At 60.9% G+C, this 20471-nt stretch carries 25 protein-coding genes; 14 read left to right on the top strand and 11 right to left on the bottom strand.

Annotated elements, in window-relative coordinates; all coding sequences use genetic code 11:
* On the top strand, positions 1-434 hold a 434-nt coding region (locus FHW94_RS22660), incomplete at its 5' end, for a hypothetical protein (RefSeq protein WP_246866368.1).
* Here the strand turns inward: FHW94_RS22660 and FHW94_RS22665 are convergent.
* A complete protein-coding gene (locus FHW94_RS22665; protein ID WP_168558106.1) occupies positions 431-907 on the bottom strand; it encodes a hypothetical protein in 477 nt (158 codons plus the stop codon). The two genes, FHW94_RS22660 and FHW94_RS22665, sit on opposite strands and share 4 nt — an antisense overlap.
* 225 nt (positions 908-1132) lie before the next feature.
* Between FHW94_RS22665 and FHW94_RS22670 the strand changes: the two genes are divergently transcribed.
* Genes FHW94_RS22670 through FHW94_RS22680 form a run of 3 tightly spaced genes read left to right on the top strand, consistent with a single transcriptional unit; the run spans position 1133 to position 2823 of the window.
* On the top strand, positions 1133-1429 hold the full coding sequence (locus FHW94_RS22670; RefSeq protein ID WP_168558107.1) for a type II toxin-antitoxin system Phd/YefM family antitoxin: 297 nt from the start codon (positions 1133-1135) through the stop codon (positions 1427-1429).
* On the top strand, positions 1426-1878 hold the full coding sequence (locus FHW94_RS22675) for a type II toxin-antitoxin system VapC family toxin (RefSeq protein WP_168558108.1): 453 nt from the start codon (positions 1426-1428) through the stop codon (positions 1876-1878). The genes FHW94_RS22670 and FHW94_RS22675 overlap by 4 nt, the downstream gene beginning before the upstream one ends.
* A gap of 18 nt (positions 1879-1896) precedes the next feature.
* The gene (locus FHW94_RS22680; protein ID WP_168558109.1) at positions 1897-2823 is read left to right on the top strand and encodes a HEPN domain-containing protein; all 927 of its coding nucleotides are present in this window, start codon (positions 1897-1899) and stop codon (positions 2821-2823) included.
* 338 nt (positions 2824-3161) lie between these two features.
* Here the strand turns inward: FHW94_RS22680 and FHW94_RS22685 are convergent, their stop codons facing one another.
* From FHW94_RS22685 to FHW94_RS22695, 3 genes are read right to left on the bottom strand one after another with little or no spacing between them, the layout of a single operon-like run.
* Positions 3162-3944 (bottom strand): hypothetical protein, encoded by a 783-nt coding sequence (locus FHW94_RS22685; RefSeq protein ID WP_168558110.1) that lies wholly within the window; start codon positions 3942-3944, stop codon positions 3162-3164.
* The gene (locus tag FHW94_RS22690; RefSeq protein WP_168558111.1) at positions 3916-6363 is read right to left on the bottom strand and encodes an N-6 DNA methylase; all 2448 of its coding nucleotides are present in this window, start codon (positions 6361-6363) and stop codon (positions 3916-3918) included. Before FHW94_RS22690 ends, FHW94_RS22685 begins: the two co-directional genes overlap by 29 nt.
* Positions 6360-6806, bottom strand: coding sequence for a hypothetical protein (locus FHW94_RS22695; protein ID WP_168558112.1), 447 nt, complete (start codon positions 6804-6806; stop codon positions 6360-6362). The genes FHW94_RS22690 and FHW94_RS22695 overlap by 4 nt, the downstream gene beginning before the upstream one ends.
* A gap of 453 nt (positions 6807-7259) precedes the next feature.
* Here FHW94_RS22695 and FHW94_RS22700 point away from each other — a divergent pair, with 453 nt between their 5' ends.
* The 4 genes from FHW94_RS22700 (at position 7260) to FHW94_RS22715 (ending at position 9522) form a co-directional block, all read left to right on the top strand.
* Positions 7260-7613: a hypothetical protein gene (locus FHW94_RS22700; protein WP_168558113.1), complete on the top strand. Its 354-nt coding sequence runs from the start codon at positions 7260-7262 to the stop codon at positions 7611-7613.
* Positions 7610-7804 (top strand): hypothetical protein, encoded by a 195-nt coding sequence (locus FHW94_RS22705; RefSeq protein ID WP_168558114.1) that lies wholly within the window; start codon positions 7610-7612, stop codon positions 7802-7804. The genes FHW94_RS22700 and FHW94_RS22705 overlap by 4 nt, the downstream gene beginning before the upstream one ends.
* Before the next feature lie 148 nt (positions 7805-7952).
* The gene (locus tag FHW94_RS22710; protein WP_168558115.1) at positions 7953-8975 is read left to right on the top strand and encodes a hypothetical protein; all 1023 of its coding nucleotides are present in this window, start codon (positions 7953-7955) and stop codon (positions 8973-8975) included.
* 52 nt (positions 8976-9027) lie between these two features.
* The gene (locus FHW94_RS22715) at positions 9028-9522 is read left to right on the top strand and encodes a hypothetical protein (protein ID WP_168558116.1); all 495 of its coding nucleotides are present in this window, start codon (positions 9028-9030) and stop codon (positions 9520-9522) included.
* 384 nt (positions 9523-9906) lie between these two features.
* Here the strand turns inward: FHW94_RS22715 and FHW94_RS22720 are convergent, their stop codons facing one another.
* On the bottom strand, positions 9907-10233 hold the full coding sequence (locus tag FHW94_RS22720; RefSeq protein ID WP_168558117.1) for a hypothetical protein: 327 nt from the start codon (positions 10231-10233) through the stop codon (positions 9907-9909).
* A 124-nt stretch (positions 10234-10357) separates the two neighbouring features.
* On the opposite strand from FHW94_RS22720, the gene FHW94_RS22725 reads away from it, so the two are divergent.
* A complete protein-coding gene (locus FHW94_RS22725; RefSeq protein ID WP_348982489.1) occupies positions 10358-10876 on the top strand; it encodes a hypothetical protein in 519 nt (172 codons plus the stop codon).
* Between the two features lie 61 nt (positions 10877-10937).
* Here FHW94_RS22725 and FHW94_RS22730 read toward each other — a convergent pair whose 3' ends face one another.
* The gene (locus tag FHW94_RS22730; RefSeq protein WP_168558118.1) at positions 10938-11342 is read right to left on the bottom strand and encodes a helix-turn-helix domain-containing protein; all 405 of its coding nucleotides are present in this window, start codon (positions 11340-11342) and stop codon (positions 10938-10940) included.
* A 68-nt stretch (positions 11343-11410) separates the two neighbouring features.
* Here FHW94_RS22730 and FHW94_RS22735 point away from each other — a divergent pair, with 68 nt between their 5' ends.
* On the top strand, positions 11411-12046 hold the full coding sequence (locus FHW94_RS22735; RefSeq protein WP_168558123.1) for a cation transporter: 636 nt from the start codon (positions 11411-11413) through the stop codon (positions 12044-12046).
* Here FHW94_RS22735 and FHW94_RS22740 read toward each other — a convergent pair.
* Positions 12028-14007, bottom strand: coding sequence for a TonB-dependent receptor (locus FHW94_RS22740; protein ID WP_246866369.1), 1980 nt, complete (start codon positions 14005-14007; stop codon positions 12028-12030). The genes FHW94_RS22735 and FHW94_RS22740 overlap by 19 nt on opposite strands.
* A 159-nt stretch (positions 14008-14166) precedes the next feature.
* Here FHW94_RS22740 and FHW94_RS22745 point away from each other — a divergent pair, with 159 nt between their 5' ends.
* Both FHW94_RS22745 and FHW94_RS22750 read left to right on the top strand, forming a co-directional pair.
* Positions 14167-14586 (top strand): hypothetical protein, encoded by a 420-nt coding sequence (locus tag FHW94_RS22745; RefSeq protein WP_210425827.1) that lies wholly within the window; start codon positions 14167-14169, stop codon positions 14584-14586.
* A gap of 103 nt (positions 14587-14689) precedes the next feature.
* Entirely contained in the window at positions 14690-14983 is a 294-nt protein-coding gene (locus FHW94_RS22750; RefSeq protein ID WP_168558119.1) for a hypothetical protein, read from the top strand.
* 117 nt (positions 14984-15100) lie between these two features.
* Here FHW94_RS22750 and FHW94_RS22755 read toward each other — a convergent pair whose 3' ends face one another.
* Positions 15101-15952: a hypothetical protein gene (locus FHW94_RS22755; RefSeq protein ID WP_168558120.1), complete on the bottom strand. Its 852-nt coding sequence runs from the start codon at positions 15950-15952 to the stop codon at positions 15101-15103.
* A 458-nt stretch (positions 15953-16410) separates the two neighbouring features.
* On the opposite strand from FHW94_RS22755, the gene FHW94_RS22760 reads away from it, so the two are divergent.
* Positions 16411-16959, top strand: a complete 549-nt coding sequence (locus tag FHW94_RS22760; RefSeq protein ID WP_168558121.1) for a hypothetical protein — start codon at positions 16411-16413, stop codon at positions 16957-16959.
* Positions 16960-17061: 102 nt separating this feature from the next.
* On the opposite strand, the gene FHW94_RS22765 is transcribed toward FHW94_RS22760, so the two are convergent.
* The gene (locus tag FHW94_RS22765) at positions 17062-17868 is read right to left on the bottom strand and encodes a hypothetical protein (protein ID WP_168558122.1); all 807 of its coding nucleotides are present in this window, start codon (positions 17866-17868) and stop codon (positions 17062-17064) included.
* 135 nt (positions 17869-18003) lie between these two features.
* Here FHW94_RS22765 and FHW94_RS22770 point away from each other — a divergent pair, with 135 nt between their 5' ends.
* Entirely contained in the window at positions 18004-18111 is a 108-nt protein-coding gene (locus FHW94_RS22770; protein ID WP_282599618.1) for a transposase domain-containing protein, read from the top strand.
* Positions 18112-18263: 152 nt separating this feature from the next.
* Here the strand turns inward: FHW94_RS22770 and FHW94_RS22775 are convergent, their stop codons facing one another.
* Together FHW94_RS22775 and FHW94_RS22780 are read right to left on the bottom strand one after the other, a co-directional pair.
* Positions 18264-18974, bottom strand: a complete 711-nt coding sequence (locus FHW94_RS22775) for a Crp/Fnr family transcriptional regulator (protein ID WP_246866370.1) — start codon at positions 18972-18974, stop codon at positions 18264-18266.
* Between the two features lie 79 nt (positions 18975-19053).
* Positions 19054-19689 carry a winged helix-turn-helix domain-containing protein gene (locus FHW94_RS22780; RefSeq protein ID WP_246866371.1) on the bottom strand — a complete coding sequence of 212 codons (636 nt, stop codon included), beginning with the start codon at positions 19687-19689 and terminating at the stop codon, positions 19054-19056.
* Between the last annotated feature and the right edge of the window lie 782 nt (positions 19690-20471).

Below are 20471 nucleotides of genomic sequence, written 5' to 3' on the forward strand. Positions count from 1 at the left end.
GTGTCCAGTGTGCTCGTTGGCGTTGCGTCATCCATCCATACACAACTGCAACACCCAAAAATCTGCGCAAGGTGGGGTCAAAACGGCGCTTACGCTTCAACAGCCAGGATATGGGCAGCACTACCGAACATGCTCAATCGACAATTGATATCGTCAATTACGACGTCCGGGAGTCCATTGCCGCTGCAGAGCGAGCAGCAACTCGATCAGATAATCCCGCGGCGACATTCTCCCGTACGCTCTCCGACCGCATCCTCGGGCCCGAGGGCATGCGCAATCGTTATCTGCAGAACGCGGACGACGGACGCGCCACCTTTGACATTACAGGGCCGCTCACTTCGCTGGAGCAGAACTCTGTCCTTTCAAAGGGGAGCTTCTCGACAGACCTCAAGGGAAGTCTCGGCGACGGAGATAGCAGCTTCAAAAAGCGCTAGTGACGCTTCCTGCCATTGGGGTTGATGCACCCGGGATTGTTCGGGTTCATCGGGTTGCCGATCCACAGGGAGCCAGATCGCGGGTCCATAGGATTGGACTGCGCGCGCCACCTCTCCATCGTCCGCGCGAGTTCACGCCTGCTGTGATCGGCGAAGAAAACCTCTGCTTCGTCATCAGAGAGTGCCACGCCGGCGCCTTGCCCGACGAAGCTATCGAGGCGCTCGCGAATATAGCCGACGCCGAGCACCATGAGCGCGGTCATCGGGGAAAAGAGAATATTCAGGTACCCGGCGAACCCTCCGCGATAGAATGATGCCAAAACATCTACTTGCGTTGATATCGCCATTCCCGCCCACCAGACGGGAATAGTTGCCCACCAGAGCTTTGCGTACCAAGGCTTCCAAAGCCAAGCAGACAGCTGCGGGCGTGCCCCCGTGTCTTCCTGATCTTGGTGATCGATGGCGGCGTCCATCGGGAGATCCTTTCAGATGCGCCATAGCACAAATTCGTCCGTCGAGCATCCGGAAACACGATGAAGTAACTCTTTTCAGGCGACGATATGTGCCTTGCCCTATACTTTACGCTGGCACGGGCTTTCACTTCGAACCGCCGGAGATTCCCTCTCTGAGTGTGTTCAAAACGCTTGCCGAAGCTTCTACACATCGCTATATCTGACTAGCTAGTCAGGAGAAGTCAAGTGGGACGCGCTGTTCACAAAGGAAGCAAGGATAAATCCGGCCTGCCTGCAGCGTGGAAGCTGGAGGACGCGAAGGCGCGTTTCAGCGAAGTCGTGAGGCGTGCGCAGAGCGAGGGACCGCAACGTGTGACCGTTCGCGGCCGCGATGCGGTGGTCGTTATTAGCGTCGCCGAACTCGATCGACTTCTCCCCCCGGATCCAGGCAAACCCGCCTTCCTCCCCTTCCTGGAGGGGCTGGGGCTGGACGGCCTCAACGTTGAGCGAGAGGTCGATCTGGGCCGGGATGTTGCCCTGTGAAGGGTTGGCTGCTTGACACCCACATCGTCTCGGCACTGGCGAGCCCCAATGGCGCGCCAAGCGTCAAGACGTGGGCGAGCGGGCAGCCTGAGCATCGGATTTTCCTCAGCGTCCTGACGCTCGCGGAATTTGACAAGGGCATCCACAACCTGGAGCCGGACCACCCCGATCGCTCGCGCTATATGGCGGCACGGGACGCGCTCGCGGATCGTTTCAGCGTCCGGCTCCTCTCGGTCGACGATAAAGTCGTTTATCGGTGGGGCAGCATATCCGGCGACGTCAAACGCAGGACGGGACAAGCGCCACCGGTCATCGACACGCTGCTCGCTGCCACCGCGATAGAACATGATCTCTGCCTCGTGACCCGAAACGTGAAGGACACGCGCCATAGCGGGGCGGCAATCTTCAACCCCTGGGAAGATGATCCGTCCCAGTTTCCTCTGACCTGATCAAGCGACATCGACACAATGAAGACCGATCTCGACCATCTCCCGGCAGGCAAACGACGCGAACTCGATCGGGTCATCCAGATCTTGTTCGAGGAATTCCAGGACGCCCATGGCGAGCCGACGGGGCCCCGCAAGCTGGGTCGTATCCTCAAGGTCATTCTTTATGGATCCTACGCGACCGGCCGCTGGGTCCACGAGCCGCACACCGAGCGCGGCTATCGCTCGGATTTCGACCTGCTCATCATCGTAAACCAGAAAGAGCTGACGGACTGGCTCAAATATTGGGACAAGGCCGAAGATCGCCTGAACGTCGAGACCATGATCCTCAACCGGCTGCGCACGCCGGTCAATTTCATCGTTCACACACTGCAAGAGGTGAACGATGGACTTGCCCATGGCCGCTACTTTTTCATGGACATCGCCCGTGATGGGGTTGCGCTTTATCAGTCCGACGACAGCGAACTGGCGACGCCCAGGCCCAAGACGCCCCAGCAGGCCTATGACATGGCCAAGGAATATTATGACCAATGGATCGAACTAGCCGTCTCGTCGCGTGTGATCTTTCAGTTCTGCTATCAAAACAAGCAATATCCCGATGCGGCCTACAATCTGCAACAGGCGGCCGAACGGCTCTATTATTGCGTCCTTCTCGTCTACACTTTTTATACGCCGTACAGCCATAATCTCAAATTCCTGCGCGGGCATGCCGATCGACTCTCCCAGCGCCTTGTGGATGTCTGGCCGCGCGATACCCGCAAGCTGGAGGCGCGCTTCCTCAAGTTGAAGGACGCCTATGTGAAGGCCCGGCACTCCAACCAGTTCAAGATGACGGATGAGGAATTTGCCTACTTGTCCGAACGCGTCGAGGAACTGGGGAACGTCGTCAACGAGCTTTGCCAGGAGAGGCTCGCAGAGCTGAAGGCGGCGCTGGAACCGGATACGTAGGTGTCGATATTCTGCGCTTGATACGCGACCACCTTCAATCCGCGGGCGAGCGATTCATGCGTGCGTTACTGGAAGTCACTGGTTCAAAGCACCGAGCCTCGACAGGTAATTCTGCTCTGACGTTTACTCCTCAGGTTGAGACAAAGCAGTCGATCGAGCCTTGCTTACTAGTGGAGGCAATCGGCACAATGCGGCGTTCTGCTCCGGCAGCAGCCGATCCAAGTCCGGTCATTCGTAGAAATGACGATGATCAGCCGCTCTTGTCGGAAGCTGACACAGCCACAGACGTGCCTTCCCGCGCCGAGCTTTGGCTGTATCGCTGCGATGCACATTCGCGCCTAAGTGGTTATGACACAGCGTTGCAGTTCCTGCCTGAGGTACAAGACGCTCTGCTCAAGCCACCTTGTCAGCGAGGGGAGATCGGGCGGAGCGTTCATATGAAGAGCCGATCCACCCGGTTTTGGGGAGAGCCACCAAGGAGCCGCGCTTGCGAAATGCATGCGCTCGATAGAGAATTTTGAAAGCAATTCAGTCGTGCTTCGCTCAGGCGGCGCGGCGTCGAAATCTTCGACGACCTCCTCCGCGTCGGGAATGAAGTTTGCTTCGGTCGCCGTTTCCCCCAGCGCTTCGAGCAGATCGAATTGCCAGTGAGGATGGCCCGCGCCCGGACTCTGAAAGGAAAGCTCTCCGCCCGACCAGGTGCTGATCCCTGGCCATTCCAGTCGTAGGATTTGCGGCTTGGTCGCCTCGTACCGTTTCCCCAGATAGACCGTCAGACCGGCGTTGCGAAAGCGGTAGGGTTTCGGACCGACCGTGACCTCCCAGACCTCCTGCCAGCCAAGCCAGGAAGTGAGGCCGCCGGAGATCTCGCACAAAGGTGCGACTAGGGTTGTGCCGCCGCGGTTCCGCGTCACCCGTTCGCATTCCGTCCCTATCAGCCCCGCCCAGGCCTGGCTGGACTGATAGTCAACTTCGACACGCAAGGCGCGACCATCCATCGGTAAGGCCAGTGTCATCGCAAAGGCTTTGCTGAGCTCGATCCATCGCTGGTCGAGCATACCCTTCGTTGCCCGGAGCTCCTCCGGCAGCCGGTCAGGCTGCGGCGAGGCCGGGCGCGCCATACATTTCTACCACGATCTGGCTGACACTCGCGCGCCACGACCGGTCGGTGACGTCGATCGCGCGCCCGAGGTGCGCAAGCTCGCTCACGCGGCGTCCCGCCCGAAGGTCGACACTGAGGGCGCGCAAGTCGGGCAACGGCATTGGGTTGGCATGACGTGCGCTCAGGTCGAACTGTCCGCCAGCGACATGCGGAGCGTAGAGGCCGAGCAACCGAGCAAACGGTGCCGAATTGAACAGTGCGGCATAAGCGGCCAGAATGTCGCCTGAGGGCAGCGCGTCGTCATCCGGATCAACGAGGATCGGCTTCGGCGCCCAGACATGGCCCATGACCGGGACGTAGGCCGCCTCCAGATCGAGCACGAAGCCACCTTCTGCCGAGAAGAATTTGCTGATGATCCTCGGTTCGCTTCGGTAGGCCCAGGACCGTGAGCGCATCAGACCCCACCAGTCCTTCCGGTTCGATTGGACGATCGACGCGCGGCCCGAAAGGCGGTCGCGCGACGGCGAGAGATAGGTTTTGAAATAGGTCGGAACCGCACGCGTAACCGCCTCTTCGTCCGCGAACAGCGGCCCGTCGGCGCTATGTGGAAAAAATACATGATAGGGTTTGACGATTCGCCCATTCTGGATCGAGTCCGTCATCGTCGCCAGGCGGAAGTAACGCCGCTCCCGTGGCGGCAGCGACTGCCACTCGTCCTGTGTCAGCAGCAGGACGTCATTATAGCCGGTCTGGATACCTTGTGAGACTTCGAACAGGTCCGAGACGGTCGGCAGGCCCAGTTCCGCCATTTCTGCGAGCAGACGCTCCGTCGTTGGCGTCGGCAATCGCCATGTTCCGCGTCCAACGAGAGAACTCGCCTTGACCGGGAATAGGCTCCACTGCGGTTCTATGATCGGGGCCGACGGGGCCGCGCCATCGAGCTTTCGGACCTGACGAAGCGCTTCGCCGGTGGCTGCGGGGTCGTTTTCCGTCAACAACGCCATCAGCGGTTTGGACTCGGCGGGCTGCCCCTTGCGGATTACTGCGCAGGCCACCTGAACGAGGGCGTGGGAGAACAGACCAAAATCACCAATGGACGCGAGCATGCGAATGTCGCCGCGATCCGCGAGCTTTTCGCGCCAGGTCTCTGCGGCTTTGAGCGACAATAAGCTTGCGGGAAAGAGCGATCCGAGCGCGCCCCCCTCGTTGAGGGCGTCGAGCGCGCGCGACACAAAGGCCATGCTATAGTCGCCGCGCGCGGCGCTACCGTCGGTCGCGTCACGCAGTTGCTGGCGCTGCTCGGGTGTCTGCGCGCCGAATCCGATGAATGGTGGATTCATTACGATGACGTCTGCACGCGGGAAACCCGCTTCACCGAGCGCGTCGCGCTGAACGATCTCGAGTTTGACGCCGCCCACCGGCGTCCAGTCGCGCAGCGATAGACTGATAACGAAGCGTGCCATGGCGATCGCCGCTGGGGAGATATCCAAGCCGATAATCGTCAGCTTGCCGGCGAAGCGCGCGCGCCTAAGCGCCCGCAGTGCCTCATGAAGAAACGCGCCGGATCCGCAGGCTGGATCGCACAGAACCAGCTCTGGGCGGGTCGGGAGATCGGGAACATGGGCAAGAACCTGTTCGACGATGCTACGCGCTAGCGCGGGCGGCGTGAAATGGGTCCCGCCGCGGTGCGTAACACGCGTTTCCGGGGCATCGACCAGTCCGAAAAGATCGAAATCCGGCGACACCCGGAGCAACTCGAAGTGCGCCTCCTGGAACAGCTGACCACCAGCGTGGCGGATCGCGAGCGCCGGATGGAGGCGGAGCCTAGAGAGCGCCCCGGGGGCCGCTGCTGCCTCGCTACTCGCGGCATCAAGCGCGTTTGCCGGAATGCGCGCACGCAGCTCGGCGACGTCTTCGGCCAAGCCGAGCACGGACAGGTCCTGTTCGATCGCATTCGGAGCGATGAGCCCGGCCAGGGTCGCCAGATACACGTCGATCGCCCGCCCATCTGGCACCTTCGCATGATGGGCGAGCGAACGCACACGGCGGAAAAAATTCAGGAGATGCTCGACAATGCCGCGGTTCGAACGCAGGCGGTCTTCGTTCAGATAGGTGTAGAACCGATCGAGGCTACGTTCGACGCCGCCCCGCTCGTAGACGCGCGCGTCGCCGGGCATATCCCACCGCACGACGGCCACCTTGCTGTCCGTCACCGTCACGTGATGGGGAATATCGCTCGACCATGCCCAGCCGGCGGTCTCACCGGTGCGCCAGAGATCATCACACGAAGTCGAAAGTGCGAAGGTCCCAAATCCCCCGTCGAGCAAAACGTGGTGATCGCCCGGGACCGCGGTGGTGTCCTGTGCCTCAAAGAGCGGCGCGAGCGCCAGACCGAAGCGTCGACTCCAGTCATGGGCGATAGGCTGCAACTCAGTCATCGCACCGCCATCGCCGGGAAAAGCTGCAGCTGACTCTCGACCCGCAAATCGTTAGGAGTCGCGAGGATTTCCAGATGCGCGTCAAGCTCGACGACCAGGCAGGAGAAATTCCGGATAGGGTCGCTCGATACGCGCAGCGAGGCCTCCCGCGCGTTCGCAAAAATCGCGGTATGCCCCCAGAGCGACGGAAAGGCGCGTTTGCGCAACAGTGCCTGGAGTTGCGCGATCGCCTCGCGCCAACCACTGACCTCGACCGCATAGCGAAGATGCACCTCGTTCAGCACCCGTAGCGCCAGGATCGTCTGCCAGGAGAATAAGGCCAGATGCCCGCGCCCGGCGGGAGGAACGTCGGCTTCGACGAGCGCCCGACGCCCACACCACTCGCGTAGTTGATGGGCTGTCAGGCCTGAAAGGCGAACAGCTTCTGAGGCCTGAACTAACATATCCGGATGGGTAGCATGCCCATCCCGACGACACCATCACGTAAATTGGAATTTGCTCCTAAGGTCCATCAGTCGAGCCAGCGGGCCTTTTCCGAATGGCTGCCGAGAAGGCCGGTGCGTCCTTGCGTTGCCATCTGCGAAATCGTTCAATAGCTCGAAAGCGTCGCTTCCGCGAAAATCGATCCATTTTACCATGATTCTGTACACCCTTCGGACAAATGCTGAATGACAATTCCGAATAAAGGCCGCCCCTCAAACTTCCGCCCGGAGACAGCGGCAAAGCCCACACCCCCGGTATTGTGATGTTCGGCAATTCCGGCGCCAAGTCTTAACTTCACACGCCCGATCTCGTCGTCATGCGTCCTTCGCAGGCACCTCTATCGGCGACGAGGAATCCGAAGAATCCTCGATCGAACGCAAACTTTGCTGTAGATATGTATCGAGGGGGACACCATGATCGAACTAACAGGTCTGAACGGCGCCAAGATACTCGTCGCGGCAAAGAGCATCTTCCGCATTCGTCCTACCACACCCTCTGAAGGCGATGACGCGACCAAGGTCGAGTATGGTGGAGGCTACATCTTCACGCTCGAACCCATCAATCATCTGCTCGCGCGACTGACCGGGGAGATCAAGCTGATCGCGCTTACCACGCGGTCGGGCACCGTCGTCCACCTGAACGCCGCCACAATCACGCGGGTCCGCGAGGCCTTGCCGATCAACGGTCCCGGCACGGAGATAGTCGTCGCGGGTCAATACCAGCACGTCACCGAGACAGTCGACCAGGTCATGGCCTTGCTGGCGTGACCGAACAGGCGGCCGCAGAGCCGGAAAAGGAAGCTCCGGCCGATCTCAGCCGCCAGCCGGCGGAGGTGACGCAAACGCGCCTTGCCGGACCCAAATCGGTCAACGAGGTCGCGGACCTCATCAATAAGATCGTTTTTGGCTTCTGCACCATCGCGATCGCGTTCGCGGTTTCGCCCTGCTGTGGAACCTGACCGCGCTGGCGACCGTCGGCGACGGCATCTCGATGCTGACCCTGGGCTTCGGCGCCTGGATCATCCTGCTCGCCAGCGTCGCGCTGGGCCTCTCGGGCCTTGGCAAGATTCGCAATCCGCTCGCGGCTAGCTGAAGGGGAACCCCACCATGCGCTATGGTTCAGCCCTCATCCTGTCGGTCCTGGGCGCGAGTATCGCCACCAGCGCCTTGACGCAAATGCCCCCAAGGCCGGCAGGCGATACCGGCTTCCCTGCCGGCATGTCGGTCGCGGATCGCAAGCAGATCCTCCAGGCGGCCGGCTTCGACCTCAGCGCCGATCTGCGTAGCGCGACACGCTATTGCGATGATAAACAGGTGATCGCGAAAGTCGGAATCGGCCGGCGAGACATCAATCATGACGGCAAGGATGAATTCTTCGTCCTAAGCCAGAACGTTTGCCCCGGCGGTAACGGCAAGCTGCACGCCAGCATCGTGTTCTTCGATCCTAAGACCAGACTCTATCAGAATATGTTGGACGTCGACGGCCAACCCCGGATCGGCGCGCAGAGCGGTACCGTCTGGCCTGTGATCGATGTGTCAGACGGCGACAAGGTCACCAACTTCCGCTTCGTGGCGAGCGACAATCGCTATCTGCCACTTTCGACCATTCAATATCGTGAGGCCGTAGCGCTCGCCCGTTCGCCCGACAAGGTTTCTCCCGGCCAGTTGCCTACCGCTACCTGGGCCAAGCCTTGGGACAGGGGCAATCTCACGCCGGGGCAGATCGCGCAGATCTTCGTCGCAGCGGGCTTCCGGCACGGGGCCAAAGGTTGGGAAGGCTGCGGCGACGGCCCTGATATCCCGGGCGATAACGAGATCGGCGGTGGCTCATCGATCATGGACCTCAACGGCGACGGCAATCCCGAAGTGGTTGTGCATGAGGGCAATTGCGACGGCGGCAACAACAACGGCAGCTCCACCATCCTCTCGCCCGTACCGGGAGGCTGGAAAAAGGTTGCCACCGACATAGTCGACACGCCTACCTACCTCACCACTCGGAGCCGCGTGGGTTGGCTTGATTTCTATAATGGTGGGCCGGGCTTCTGCCACGATCGCTATCGCAATGACGGCAAAGGCTATCAGGCGGTCGCTCAATATGCGGAGAGTCCCGGCGGATGTTCGGGGCGGTGACCATCATCAGGGTCAGCAGCATCTAATCGCATTGGAAAAATCGGGGAAAACCATGAAGAAGCTCAGGGGTATCCTGAAGCGCGTTGGCGCGAAGGAAGGCGACATGATCGTGAACACGCGCACCAACAGTTCGGTCGGCAATGTCCGCGTGTCCGGCAAGGTCTCGGTGATCGAGATTGGCGACACGGTGCTGCGCGATGTCGGCTGCACGCGCGACATCTACGACCTGCTCGATGTCGGCAAGGATGCGATCCTCTACGTCCACTTCAACAATTTCAAGAAGCCGACGATCCTCGGCGTTGCCTATCCGCAGGATGGCCGGGGTTTCATGGTGCCGATGATGGCGATCATCGCGAACACGATCATGTCGCTGTTCCTCTACCCGATCGTGTCCATCATCCTCGGGCTGATCGTGGCCGGGATCAGCGGCGTGTTGGGCCTCCTCGTAGGGCTCGGAGGCATCGGCTTCACCGTTTACGGCGTCGTCAACCTCATTAAGGGCTACCTGCACGCCTCGGCCGCCGTGCGCTCGCTGCGCCCCGCATAGCCCGCAGCCAGCCCCCTCTTCCTCATCCCTGCAGCCGAGCAGCTGGCGGGCAGCGCTGCGCGCCCCGCGCGGGGTCTATCTCCTCTCCTGCCCGCAGACGCGTGAACAATATGTGGACTCGGCGACTGGCGAGGGTGGTTTCCTCGGCCATTGGCTAGGCTATGCCCGTGATGGCAACGGCGGAAATCTGGCGCTGAAAAGTCGCGATCCCTGGGCTATCAGGTAAGCACATTGGAGGTCAGCGCCTCCAGCGCCTCGACGGATGACATCCTGGGCATCGGACAAATGTGGAAGCGGAAGCTGCAGAGCCGAGAGATGGGCCTCAATCGCAATTAGCTTGGGCGACGACCATAGGCTCGACCCGGCGGAGCGCGGGAGCAGTGCTCAGTGCGACCGGATGATGATCGAGGGCGGCGGTGCCCCACCGGTTCGAGCTCGGATCTTCCGGATTTCCGGGATCAGTCTTTGCACTTTCTTTGCGACGGTGTCGGACATCGCGCGAATGTCCTTTGGTGTATCGAGGCCCGGTACGCCCTCCAGAAACTCGGCGAGTACAATGATCAGCGCATCGCATACCTCGGCACTTCCAACGTACAGCGTATCGCCTCGCTCGCCCGATGTGGGGTCCGGCTCTGGCACTGACGCCTCGCAAATGGCTTTGACAAGGGCGAGCCGGAGCTTCCCGACATAATCTTCACTTCGCTCGCCCATGATGATCGCCTGCAGCTCAGGACATTGATCTTGCCATGTTTAGCCGATTCGCGGGCAACAAATAGAGCCGCATCACCCCTTATGCCTGATGAACCGAAAGTGCCAACGAGCTCATGGCGTTTTGATGTTTACCCCAGTGCCCTGCTGCGCGCTTCGCAACATGAAGGACGGCCGCTGGATCAATCTCGTCGGACTGGTGCTGGTCCACCAGAAGCCTGGGAGCGCCAAGGGCGTGATGTTCATCACTCTTGAGGATGAGGCGGAGATCGCCAATCTCGTCGTCTGGACGAACGTCTTCGGGAAGCACCTGCGCGTGGTGCTAGGTGCTTCGATGATGGGCGTGCGCGGCCAGGTTCACCGAGAGGGTGACGTGATCCACGTCATTGCGCAACGTCGCGACGATCTTTCCTCGCTGCTCGCGAGCGTCGGCAATCGATCGGTCACCGCAGGCGTGTATCAGGTCAGCCGCGCCGATATCGTCAAGCATGGGATGCGGCCCGACCCGCGGAATCCCGCCTTTCGGCCGCTTGGCCAGCGACTGCGTGACATGTTCGATCCGTTATGCCGCGCGCGGCATAACGGCTCTTATGCCGAGGGCGAGACTATGCCGACCCGGTTCGGTAAATCTCGGGATTTCCGCTGATTTTGCGCCATCCGCGCGGCATAATTTATGTGATGTCTCGCCCAAATGAACGTGTCTCCAGCTACCCTGCTGCGACTGGCCCAAGCGCCTCAATGATACGGCAATCCGCAATCGTTCCGCCATCACAGGACTGAATCACTGCCGTCAGTTCGCGCCGGAGGGCCGTCAGGTCGGCAATCTTGCGCTCCACCTCCTGCAGATGCTCCCTCGCGATGCGGTCGATCCCGGCGCAATCGCAGGCCAGATCATCGGAAAGGCCTAGCATGGCGCGAACCTGATCGAGCGAGAAACCAAGGTCCCGAGCCCGCCGGATGAAGGACAGTCTCCCCAATTCAGCTTGACCATAGGCACGGTAATTGCCTTGCGTCCGCGCGGGTTTGGGCAAGAGTCCGATGCGCTCATAATAGCGCACCGTCTCCACCTTGGTGGCCGTCGCCCTGCTCAAATCGCCGATCGTCAGCGCCATGCTCTTGACCCTGTAGTTACTACAGGGACTATATCGTGAGTCCCTGAGGCGAAGGCAAGGTGACGGAAATGGCCGGAGGCTGCTGCGGCGGTTGCGAAGCGCCGGAAGACAAAACGCGGGACAAGGCCTGGCGTCGCGCGTTGTGGATCGCACTGACAATCAACGGAGCCATGTTCGTCCTTGAGATCGGTGCAGGTCTTTCGGCGCAATCGGCCTCGTTGCGCGCCGATGCGCTCGATTTTCTGGGTGACACCGCCAATTACGCGATCAGCCTGAGCGTTGCAGGGCTGGCCCTGCAATGGCGAGCACGGGCAGCGCTGGCCAAGGGCATATCTCTGGTTCTTCTCGCGTGCTGGGTTCTGGGTAGCACCATCTGGATGATGATGGCCCACGCGCTGCCTGCAGCCGGAACGATGGGCGCGGTCGGCTTCGCCGCGCTGCTCGCCAACATGGCCTGCGCTTTGTTGCTCTGGCGCCACCGCGAAGGCGACGCCAATCGCCGCTCCGTGTGGATCTGCTCGCGCAATGACGCGATCGGCAATCTGGCCGTCGTGGCGGCGGCTCTGGGGGTCTTCGGCACGGGGACGGGTTGGCCAGACCTGATCGTGGCAGCGGTCCTTGGTGGTCTTGGCCTCTGGGGCGGGACGCAAATCATACGCCATGCCCGTGCCGAACTGAATGAGGGTCACTTTGCCCCCCAATGAAACCGCACGCCGCCGTTGATTGTGCGGCCTTCCAGCGGCGCCCATGCATCCACCGTCCAGGCGCCATCCGGCGCGCGCTGGGGCAGCAAGATGGGATTGTAATGGCTCTGGCGCACATTGAGCAGGTTCTCTGCATTGAGGAACAAGCTGAAGCGCCCGAGGATCAGCTCACCCATCGCACCCAATTCGACATAGGGGCTGCTGCGGGTACGGTAGGGGTTCTCATCAAGTGACTGCAGGCCAGTGTAATAAGCCTCCAGACCTATCTTTCCGCGCCCGCTTTTCTCCCATGCCGCCGTAAGGCCGGCGGTGTCGCGCGGCGTCAAGGGGACAGTGCGCCGCCCAGGACCATCTGGATCAGGTTCACTCGCATCGGTGTGAACATAGCTGCCGGTGACGGTGATCGCCTGCCAGCGATAGCGTAGCAGCAACTCGGCGCCGCGCGTGCGGGTCAAACCATCTGCATTGACCAGAGCCACGCGATCAACAGCGATGTCCTTCACCTGCACGGCGTGGTCGATGTTCGACCCGAACAGGGTCAGATTGGCCTCGAACGGACCTTGCGCATAGCCCAGATCGATGGAGGCCGTATCCGCCGTTTCGGCCCGCAAGCCCTGCAAGGGCGCGAGCCGCGACAGACCATTGGCCTCGGTCTGCTCGACGAAGGGCGTTGGCGCATAGAACCCTTGCCCCAGCGAGGCCCGCAAGGTCCAGGGCCCCGGCTTGAACAGCATCGACAGACGTGGGCTGACCCGTGAGCCGTAGACATTGTGATCGTCCCAGCGGGCGCTGCCCGCCAGCGTCAGGTCCGGCAGCAACTTCTGCTCGACCTGCCCGAAGAGTGCGGGAACGCTGTAGGTGTAATCGAAGCCGGGAAAGGTCCGCGAGCGATAGCTGTCGCTTTGATAGGCGGCCCCGCCCAGCCAACTGGTTCCTCCGGCGCTGCCACCAAGCGAGACCTCGGTCAGAAAAGTCTGATGGCGATCGTCTTCGGTCACGGTCCCAAAAACATGGCGATGGGCCTGTGTCACCCCGGAGGCACGAAGGTAGAGCGTCCCCACACTTTCAACGGGGATTTGAGCATTCAGCCCTGCATCATAGCGCTGGCTATGCAGGGTCTGGGCATAGGGCGCGCCGTCGGGTGTGGTTCGCCCAGGCATCGTTCCGCCATCACGCTGTTCGGTCATGGTGCCGGCGGTGATGAACAGTTTTGCCCCATCGGCGCCATTCCAGAACAGTCGGGGACGCAGGCTCCACCGGTGATAGCCGGCAATATCGGCCCAGCCATCACCATCCACATCCTGTCGATCCTGGCGGCTGTATCCGCCCGTCAGCGAGTAGGAGAATGCGCCGGCCAGCGGTCCTGATTGATAGGCCGTGAAATCCTGACCGCCTCGACTGGTGGCATTGATGACAGCCTCGCCCTGCTGCTCTGGTCCAGGCCGGCGCGAGACGAGGTTGATGACACCACCCAACGCGGAGGGCCCATAAAGCGCCGAGGCTGCACCCTTGATGATCTCGACCTGACCCAGATCGGTCGGGGGGATCTGGAGCAGGCCGATTGCGGGAGCCTGACCGCCGTAGAGCGGCAAGCCATCGGCCAGAATTTGAGTGTATCGGCCTTTCAAACCCTGCACCCGGACATTGGAGGCGCCCAGCGCCGGAGAGGTGACCTGCACATGCAACCCGGGCGTCTCGCTGACGAGCATCGCGATGTTGCCCGGCGTCATCAGCTGCTTTTCCTCAACCTCCTCGCGATCAATCACCTCAACGCGGATCGGTTGGTCCCGCAGTCCGTGCCCACTGCGCGTTGCCTGCACGACGATGTCCTTGCCTTCGGACTCTTCGCCCTTGCCCTCTGCATCCGCCGAAGTTTGCGCGAAGGCTGGCGTGGGCATGGATGCCGCCAAGAGCAGAACTGCCGCCAGTCCCCTGCGTTTCTGATCAAACTTGACGTGCAAGACATCCCTCCAGGATCTGCACCGGACCAGCCCCGATGCCCCTTGGGAGCCGCTCCTACGGCCTGTAGTTGCTACAGGGTCAAGGGCATCTTTCCACGAAACGTCGATAGGCGGACGTCAGGACTGCTTATGCGGCCTATTTTGCAGTCTCGTCGGACCATGAATGAGCATTGCCTTGGCCGCATCGAGCGTGTTATTTGCGGCGCTGTGAAAAGAGTCTTTCACCTTCTTCTCCTCATCGGAGCACTGATCGGGCTGTCTGGCCAGGGGGTTGCTTTTGCGACCATCGTGCCTGCGGTTTCCGCATCCACGACCATGTCCGCATCGAGTGGTGCCGGCATGTCCGATGACTGCATGACGATGATGGCCCAGCAGCAGCCCGCGCAAAAGCCCTGCAAGAGCATGACGCTGGCTTGCATGGCCGGGATGGGCTGCATCGCGCCCATGGCGCTCCACAATGATGCGCCCATGCTGCTGACGCGCCAGATCAATCCCGTGTTGGGTTTCTGGCCCATCACGCCGATCCTGGATGGCAGCGCTCTCGCGCCTGAGCCCGAACCTCCGACTCTCCTTGGCTGATTGAACCAGCCTGCAAGGCTGACGGCATGACAGGCGCCTGTAGCGCTGTGATCAGTTCCGTTCGCCTGCGGCTTTTATCAAGATTTGCCAAAGGATTACAGTCATGAAGAAGTTTGTTCTGCGCGCCCTTCTGGGCGTGGCTCTCGCTGCCCCCGCCGTTGCTTTCGCGGCGCCCGCCGACCACAATCAGCAAGCCGGCCATTATGAATGGCGCTCGATCCCGCAATTTGGCCCGCGAGCCTCAGGCCCGGCACGCCAGCAGGTCTGGGTGGCCGATGCGACGCAAATGGCGAGCTGTGACTGCGACATGATGAAGATGAGCAGCGCCAAGGCTGCCGATTGCATGACGCGGATACAGGCCACGGCATCGCCTGTCTCGGGCCACCGGGCCGGCTAGGCCACGGCTTCGGCCGCTTAAATTCGGATTGAGGACCGGGGCATCAGTGACGGCGGGCTTTGCCTGCCGTCACTGACCCTACCTCCACGTTCGAGCTCTGGCGGCCTGATCCTGCGATCAGGAGATTTCCATGCGATGGTATCTTTGCTTGCCGCTCATCGCGGCAATGCCCCCGGCTGCATTCGCCGGGCCGCTCACCTTCGAGGCCGCGCTGCGCAAGATCGCATAGTCACGGCGTCCGGCTGAAGTGGTGCGGTCGCATTCAGCCAGCACCTGTTCCAGTTGGTCCCGCAAAAGAAATGTTGGCAGGGTAGTTCGCTTCCACGATTTGACCGACGGAACAGCGGCGGCAAGATCAGTCGAAATTGCCCCTGATTGCCTGAGAAATCCTAGGAATGAACGTAAAGAGCTGCACATGGTTTGTGCAGTGCCTGCGCCCCGACGGTGTGCCTGGGCTTCGACATAATGCACGATATCCCCAGGAGTCAGGTTGCCAGGCGTGAGGCCTCGGCCAAACAGGAGGGCATCGGCAGCCTCAGCGGCAAACCATGCACGGTGACGAATGGTCGCCGCACTATACCCACGATTTATCAGATAGCATCGGTAGCGCTCTATTAAAGCTCTGGACGGTTCATCCTCTGGCTGAGGCGCCGGAGGAGCTTCTCCCAATTCTCGCAGGAGTACCAGAAAGCGCCCGAGGGCGCGCCGGGGGCCGTGTCGGTAGCGTCCGTTCTCACGGCGCCAGGCCAAAAACGCGGTGATCGTAGCCTCATCAATGGATCCGCCGGTGTGGTCCCGATCCCGGGCCCACGCCCAGAAATGACCAATCGTCCAAACGGAGCGCCTGATAAGATCGGTGGTGAAGCCGGCTATCCTCAGCCGCTCTGCATATTGGGGGATATGCGCTCCATGTGGCCAACCGGGAAACTCCGATTGCATGGTCGCGCTCGCCCAGGTGCCGTGTTCCATACTGCCTCTCCACTGCTGTCGTTGCAGAGGAGTTACGTTTATGCCGCGCGGATGGCGCAAAATCAGCGGAAATCCCGAGATTTACCGAGCCGGGTCGGCATAGTTTCGCCATCGGCATAAGATCCAGATCTCCGGCTCGGGTCCGGCATCGTTCCTGGCCAGACGACCGAGGGCATCAAGGTCAAGGCGCGCGATTTCCGATAAGGCTTGATCGGAGCGACACCTTGCGAAGATGGATCAGGCGAAATCGCGTCCGGCGATTTGACGCGCAGGAGCGCTGGTCAATACGGCACGCCTCTTCCGGGGGGCAGAAGCCCCACTTCCGGCGTAACCGCTACCGGATTTTGGTAGAACCGGAGGATCGAATATCACGCGTTGACCGATGTGGATCATCCAGACGAGGCGACAATCATGACGGGTGGCGCCAAAGATCGACGCCAGGACTGTCGGGACTCAAGATGCGACTCGGCCCGTCCGCTTCCTTTTCGGTGCCATGTTTCGAAGTGCTGCCAGGATTCTCGAGCGCCGACCCCTTTCATGCGGCCTACGGCGCCCGGCCCGTGATCGCCGATATGGTGGCCGGTCCATCCGTCGTCGCCATGGTTGTCTACGCCTTCGCTAATCGGCGTCGGATAGAAGCGCATGCCGCGGCTATGCTGGCAACTGCGCTTCTCGTCCTGCCGCCGATCATCGGACGCCTGTTTCCGACGATACCCAGTTTTCCGCATGGAGGGTGGGCCGGCTTCGGCGGTTTCCGGCTGTCCTTTCAACTCGCCGAGTCAGTCACACTATTGCTGGCAATCTGGTTGGCAAGCCGAAGGCCCGACGCCCGAGCGGGCTTCGGCTTCGCCGCCATCGCCACTGCGGCTCAGATGGTTGGATTCGAGACCATCGGCACCACCCACCTGTGGAGCCGGTGGGTTACCTTGCTTACCAACATTTCACCCGCTCCAATGGCCGACGGCGCGGGGGCGCTACTGCAGCCTTGTTATATTGAGCCTGGCTGAAAGGAGCCAAAGAAGAGCCCCGGCGCGGTGGCATTCAACCGGAGATCGCTTGAGCGGGATAAAGCCGCAGTCGCCGCAGACCCGTAGCACTTGCCACGTCGTTCATCGAGCGGCGATCTGGACGTTCACACCGGCATAGATCTGCCATTTTGGCGCCCCTATGCCCTTTTGAATGACCGAATACTGAGGCTCAGCGAAGGTGTTGAGCCGCACCTTTTTGGTTATGGCCCAAATTTTGCCTACGCCGGCCCCCACCGGCACGTAATGGTTACCCGTCTTCAGGTCGAAGTTCCATATTCCGCTCGACCTGAGATAGAAGCCCTTGGGCAAGTTGTAGAATGCGATGGGCTGAACGGTAAGCAGCCGGACGTCGCTTCGATCGTTATCACCTGCGACCGAGTGCTGATAGATTGCGAGACCTCCGAGGAGCCCCCAGGACTGCGGGGCGACGACCGCCCCTGATGCCCCGACTTGCCATTTGCCATTGCCGAACCTTTGGCTGCTGGCGGTCGGAGCCACGACGACCGGGCCCACGCCAAAGGAGACCTTCTTCCCAGGGAACATCACCAGGTCCATAAGCAGCAAATCCCCCACGCCAGTCTTGCTCCCCGTCGGGAAAGTGGGCGTCGTGGAGACGGGAAGGGTAAATCGGAACAGCTGAGGCTTTCCAAAGGTCAGATGAGGCAGAAGCCCGCGGAAAAGCGTGACGTCGGCATCCCGATCCGGAACGCCATTGAGCGACGGTATGTAATAGTTATGGGCGCTGAGCATGATGGTCGGCGTCAGCGGGCTGTTCGCGTCGTTTGCCGCCTGTGCCTCGGGCGATGGAGCGACCTGGGCCTTGGCGGAAATGCTCATCATGGTGCCTATTAGAAGGCCGGCGAGACGTAAGCGCGAAGATCGGATCATGAGTTCATCCTTCGAGAATATGTTGAACGTGGTCGACCGCGAGGTCAGATGACGCTCTCGCTTTGACCGATCTGCAGGTGAGCGGGGGCCCGACCGGTCATGCGCCAACGATAGTGCAGCAGCGCATATCCGAGGTTGCAGCCAAACCCCCACACTTGGTTGGCAGAGACCCTCGCCAAACTCGCCAACGGACATCCAGCCAACGCCGTCGGAGAGCTCATGCCCTGGACCGCCGTGGCCTGAGCACATCGCTTACGGTGAAGTGTGACGCATGAGGGCAGATCGGCGTCAAACGGCGCCAGTCCGGTTCTGACAAGACGCCATCCACGCCACCTCCCCGATCACCTGATCGGACACCTCTACATCGCGAGGGCGACGCAGCGATTGATCGCGAACTATGGTATCGCGATTTCGGACAGTGCGCTTCTATTCAGAATTGCGACCCTCCGGCCGTTAGGGAAGTCAACGAGCCCGCGCCTGCTTAGGCGTGACAGCACCCGGCTCACCGTTTCGTTGCTAAGACCAAGTATCTCGCCCATCTGGGCTCTGGAGAGCGACAGTTCGATGCTGGGCAAGTTTTCGGTTCGATCGGGGACGCGGGTTTTGACCGGCGATCTCCGCGCCATGTCGACAAGGAAGGTGGCCACGCGCACTTCAGCGGATCGATGAGCGAGTAACATGATCCTCTCGCGGGCCTCATCGAGCGATGCCTGTGTCCGTTGGAGCAATACCCGTTCCATATGGCTGTGCGCGGACAAGAATTTTTCAAGGAGGTGACGCGGGAAAACGCAGATCGAGGAATCCGTGAGCGCCGTTATCGAAAACTTGTTCGTTGAAGGCGTTGGGCTGCCGATAAAGTCGCCCGGATAGAGGATTCCCACGGTCTGATCATGCCCATCGCCCAAGGCGGCGGTGACCTTAAAGAGTCCTGTCACTACGTTGGCGCAAATCAGCCCTTCCTCGCCTGCCCAGCAGATGGTCTGCTCTCGGCAGACCAGCCGCTCACGAGCGATATATTTGAGTTCGCACAGCTCATCGTCCGCCAAACTCGAGCATAACGCCCGATCCCGAACAGGGCAGACCTGGCAACTCATGGGAAAATTCATCTCCTCGTCGCGATGCCGCATGACCGGCCGAATTCAGAGGCCGTCAGCGTCGATGGCTCGTGAAAAGGTCGGTAAAAAGCTATTTTACCCGGACCCAGGTCTGAGATTTGCATGCAAATCGCCCGAGCAAGCAGCCTGAGCCGCGCCGTGTGTTCTCGTCCAATATCTCAATAGTTCCGGAGAACGTCTTATTTATATCCGGAACGAACACCCGCCCGTGCCAAATTCCCTTACGATCCCGGGTAAAATCCCTGAACAACTGAAGCCCGATCAGATTGTCCGTGCCTCCTCGCTTCGCGTCTGCGATCGCCTTCTCGTTGGCCCAGATGACGGTCCCACACATGCCGGTCCCGCAGTGCTGGACCTCGCTGTCCGTTCCGGCATGGGGAGCGCTGTTGCTCTCGACAATCACGGGAGCCACGAAACGATAGCCGCGGCCCGGCACAGTCACGATATAGGGTGTTGAGACGCTGTCATCGTCGAGGGCGCGGCGCAGGGCGCTCATATGGACCGAGAGGTTTGCCTCCACGACAATGGTGTCGGGCCAGATTTTGTCGATGATGTCGGCCTTGGTGACGAGATCGCCCGCATTACTGACCAACAGGACCAGGATCTCGGCCGCCCGGCTTCCGAGCCGCACCGGTTCGTCATGTCGAAGAAGTAACCCGCTATCGGGTAACAGGCAGAACGGCCCAAATCGCATCTGGTAACTCATCGGCGCTCCCGTGTTGGGCGGATATGGCGACTCGTGCCTCTCGCACTTGGGGTGCGTTCACCCACAGGAGCTATTGAACCACGCGTACGCTCATGGTCGCCACTGATTATTGCTTCCTTGTGGCGCTCCGGCTCCAATCTGAACCTCCCTAGCCGGGGCGAAGCTGGGCGCCAGACCCCGTCCGTGAGTGGAAGTCGCTAACAGGCAGGTCACCTCGGCGCGCTTCGGCCGATCTGTTCTTGCTCCTAAACGTCACTCTGCTCGGCACCCAACTCCGAGGCTCCATCGTCCCATGGAGGGCAGACGTGACGCAGAACAGCCAATATCGCCTCGCAGGCGAGATGATAGCCAAGATCCATGCCGTGCTGGGAAAGCATGAGGGCTAGACCAGGTGACCTCGGACGACCTCGCCCTCCAGGATATCCTGTCCGGCGCGATTATTTCCCGGATGCCGTCCTGGCTTCTCGGTACAATCATCCGTGATCGACCGCTCGTTGCGGTCGTATCCTGAGTAATGACCTGCTCGCCGATCGAACACATGTCTTTGGACGATCGAGCCACTCTCTTCCAGCAATGGCCGGCCGCCCAGGGCGAGAGGATGCAGGCGACCGGCGCGTTGCATCACCGGCTTGTGAGGCGGGCGCAGCACCAGCCGGCGGTCAACCGATGTGTCCGGCGATTTATACTAAGGTGCAATGATCAGAACCCATTTGCCCATTGGCGCATCCCGATGGACATGATCCGCCATGGCTGATCGACGAGCTTGTTCCATGCGAAGCAGC

The sequence above is a fragment of the Novosphingobium sp. SG720 genome (genome assembly GCF_012275365.1).
In the GTDB taxonomy this organism is placed as follows: domain Bacteria; phylum Pseudomonadota; class Alphaproteobacteria; order Sphingomonadales; family Sphingomonadaceae; genus Novosphingobium; species Novosphingobium rhizosphaerae.

What these genes read in the sequence shown, in the direction of transcription:
- FHW94_RS22665 (WP_168558106.1), bottom strand. Translation starts at nt 907, where the DNA reads ATGGACGCCGCCATCGATCACCAAGATCAGGAAGACACGGGGGCACGC.
- FHW94_RS22680 (WP_168558109.1), top strand. Translation starts at nt 1,897, where the DNA reads ATGAAGACCGATCTCGACCATCTCCCGGCAGGCAAACGACGCGAACTC.
- FHW94_RS22685 (WP_168558110.1), bottom strand. Translation starts at nt 3,944, where the DNA reads ATGGCGCGCCCGGCCTCGCCGCAGCCTGACCGGCTGCCGGAGGAGCTC.
- FHW94_RS22690 (WP_168558111.1), bottom strand. Translation starts at nt 6,363, where the DNA reads ATGACTGAGTTGCAGCCTATCGCCCATGACTGGAGTCGACGCTTCGGT.
- FHW94_RS22695 (WP_168558112.1), bottom strand. Translation starts at nt 6,806, where the DNA reads ATGTTAGTTCAGGCCTCAGAAGCTGTTCGCCTTTCAGGCCTGACAGCC.
- FHW94_RS22700 (WP_168558113.1), top strand. Translation starts at nt 7,260, where the DNA reads ATGATCGAACTAACAGGTCTGAACGGCGCCAAGATACTCGTCGCGGCA.
- FHW94_RS22710 (WP_168558115.1), top strand. Translation starts at nt 7,953, where the DNA reads ATGCGCTATGGTTCAGCCCTCATCCTGTCGGTCCTGGGCGCGAGTATC.
- FHW94_RS22715 (WP_168558116.1), top strand. Translation starts at nt 9,028, where the DNA reads ATGAAGAAGCTCAGGGGTATCCTGAAGCGCGTTGGCGCGAAGGAAGGC.
- FHW94_RS22720 (WP_168558117.1), bottom strand. Translation starts at nt 10,233, where the DNA reads ATGGGCGAGCGAAGTGAAGATTATGTCGGGAAGCTCCGGCTCGCCCTT.
- FHW94_RS22725 (WP_348982489.1), top strand. Translation starts at nt 10,358, where the DNA reads ATGTTTACCCCAGTGCCCTGCTGCGCGCTTCGCAACATGAAGGACGGC.
- FHW94_RS22730 (WP_168558118.1), bottom strand. Translation starts at nt 11,342, where the DNA reads ATGGCGCTGACGATCGGCGATTTGAGCAGGGCGACGGCCACCAAGGTG.
- FHW94_RS22735 (WP_168558123.1), top strand. Translation starts at nt 11,411, where the DNA reads ATGGCCGGAGGCTGCTGCGGCGGTTGCGAAGCGCCGGAAGACAAAACG.
- FHW94_RS22745 (WP_210425827.1), top strand. Translation starts at nt 14,167, where the DNA reads ATGAATGAGCATTGCCTTGGCCGCATCGAGCGTGTTATTTGCGGCGCT.
- FHW94_RS22750 (WP_168558119.1), top strand. Translation starts at nt 14,690, where the DNA reads ATGAAGAAGTTTGTTCTGCGCGCCCTTCTGGGCGTGGCTCTCGCTGCC.
- FHW94_RS22755 (WP_168558120.1), bottom strand. Translation starts at nt 15,952, where the DNA reads ATGGAACACGGCACCTGGGCGAGCGCGACCATGCAATCGGAGTTTCCC.
- FHW94_RS22760 (WP_168558121.1), top strand. Translation starts at nt 16,411, where the DNA reads ATGCGACTCGGCCCGTCCGCTTCCTTTTCGGTGCCATGTTTCGAAGTG.
- FHW94_RS22765 (WP_168558122.1), bottom strand. Translation starts at nt 17,868, where the DNA reads ATGATCCGATCTTCGCGCTTACGTCTCGCCGGCCTTCTAATAGGCACC.
- FHW94_RS22775 (WP_246866370.1), bottom strand. Translation starts at nt 18,974, where the DNA reads ATGAATTTTCCCATGAGTTGCCAGGTCTGCCCTGTTCGGGATCGGGCG.
- FHW94_RS22780 (WP_246866371.1), bottom strand. Translation starts at nt 19,689, where the DNA reads ATGAGTTACCAGATGCGATTTGGGCCGTTCTGCCTGTTACCCGATAGC.